The sequence below is a fragment of the Sediminibacterium sp. FW305-C-269 genome (assembly GCF_058231045.1).
The window spans coordinates 1-2,286 of sequence record NZ_JBIQXQ010000006.1; the positions used below are offsets into that span (position 1 = coordinate 1).

Annotated in this window: 1 protein-coding gene; it reads left to right on the top strand. The window is 47.4% G+C overall.

Translation table 11 applies throughout. The annotated features are described in order from the left end of the window. Window positions 1-2,286, top strand: a 2,286-nt coding sequence (locus ACH3Y6_RS15640; RefSeq protein WP_490836566.1) for a hypothetical protein, incomplete at both ends; no start/stop codon positions are given.

Below are 2,286 nucleotides of genomic sequence, written 5' to 3' on the forward strand. Positions count from 1 at the left end.
CAGACCAGTAAGAGTAGTTGTACTTACTGTTCCAGCAGATACAGTTCCGCTCGTAGTCAGGCCGCTAAGACCATTTATGGTTGTGATATTCGCAGTTGACGCACTCAGAGTTCCGGCTGTTACTGTGCCGCTGGTAGTCAAGCCACTCAAGCCATTTAAGGTAGCAATATTCGCAGTTGATGAACTTAAAGTTCCGGCTGTCACTGTACCACTTGCTGTCAGATCATTCAGACCTGTAAGAGTAGTTGTACTTACTGTTCCAGCAGATACAGTTCCGCTAGTAGTCAGACCACTTAAGCCATTTAAGGTTGTGATATTCGCAGTCGATGCACTCAAAGTTCCAGCTGTCACTGTGCCACTCGCTGTCAAGCCACTCAAGCCGCTCAGGTTCGTGATCGTTGCATTGGTCGAACTTAAAGTTCCGGCCGTTACTGTGCCGCTGGTAGTCAGACCACTCAAGCCACTCAGATTCGTGATCGTTGCATTGGTCGAACTTACTGTTCCGGCAGTTACAGTGCCGCTGGTAGTCAAACCGTTCAAGCCGCTTAGGTTCGTGATCGTCGCATTGGTCGAACTTACCGTTCCGGCTGTTACTGTGCCACTTGCTGTCAGATTATTCAGACCTGTAAGAGTAGTTGTGCTTACTGATCCAGCAGATACTGTTCCACTAGTAGTCAAGCCACTCAAGCCATTTAAGGTAGCAATATTCGCAGTTGATGTACTCAAAGTTCCGGCCGTTACTGTGCCTGATGCAGTCAGGTCATTCAGACCTGTAAGAGTAGTTGTACTTACTGTTCCAGCAGATACAGTTCCGCTCGTAGTCAGGCCGCTAAGACCATTTAAGGTTGTGATATTCGCAGTTGATGTACTCAGAGTTCCGGCTGTTACTGTGCCACTGGTTGTGAGGTCACTCAGACCTGTAAGAGTAGTGGTACTTAATGTTCCAGCAGATACAGTTCCACTCGTGGTCAAACCACTCAGACCATTTAAGGTTGTGATATTCGCAGTTGATGCACTCAGAGTTCCAGCTGTCACTGTGCCACTGGTGGTCAGGCCACTCAAGCCGCTCAGGTTCGTAATCGTTGCATTGGTCGAACTTAAAGTTCCGGCCGTTACTGTGCCGCTGGTAGTCAGACCACTCAAGCCACTCAGATTCGTGATCGTTGCATTGGTCGAACTTACTGTTCCGGCAGTTACAGTGCCGCTGGTAGTCAAACCGTTCAAGCCGCTTAGGTTCGTGATCGTCGCATTGGTCGAACTTACCGTTCCGGCTGTTACTGTGCCACTTGCTGTCAGATCATTCAGACCTGTAAGAGTAGTTGTGCTTACTGATCCAGCAGATACTGTTCCACTAGTAGTCAAGCCACTCAAGCCATTTAAGGTAGCAATATTCGCAGTTGATGTACTCAAAGTTCCGGCCGTTACTGTGCCTGATGCAGTCAGGTCATTCAGACCTGTAAGAGTAGTTGTACTTACTGTACCAGCAGATACTGTTCCGCTCGTGGCCAGACCACTTAAGCCATTTAAAGTTGTGATATTCGCAGTTGAAGAACTCAGAGTTCCGGCTGTTACTGTGCCACTGGTTGTGAGGTCACTCAAGCCGCTCAAGTTCGTGATCGTTGCATTGGTCGAACTTATTGTTCCAGACGTTACTGTGCCGGATACGGTCAGGTTATTTACACCATTGATCGTTGTAGTACTCACTGATCCAGCAGATACTGTTCCACTAGTAGTCAAGCCACTCAAGCCATTTAAGGTAGCAATATTTGCAGTTGATGTACTCAGAGTTCCGGCTGTTACTGTGCCTGATGCAGTCAGGTCATTCAGACCTGTAAGAGTAGTTGTACTTACTGTTCCAGCAGATACAGTTCCGCTCGTAGTCAAACCACTCAGACCATTTAAGGTTGTGATATTCGCAGTCGATGCACTCAAAGTTCCAGCTGCTACTGTGCCTGATGCAGTCAGGTTATTTACACCATTTATTGTTGTAGTACTTACTGTTCCAGCAGATACAGTTCCACTCGTGGTCAAGCTGCTCAGGCCATTTAAGGTAGCAATATTCGCAGTTGATGCACTCAAAGTTCCAGCTATCACTGTGCCACTGGTGGTAAGACCGTTCAAGCCATTCAGGTTCGTAATCGTTGCGTTGGTCGAACTTAAAGTTCCGGCCGTTACAATTCCACTTGCTGTCAGATCATTAAGACCACTGAGAGTAGTTGTGCTTACTGATCCAGCAGATACTGTTCCACTAGTAGTCAAGCCACTCAAGCCATTTAAGGTAGCAAT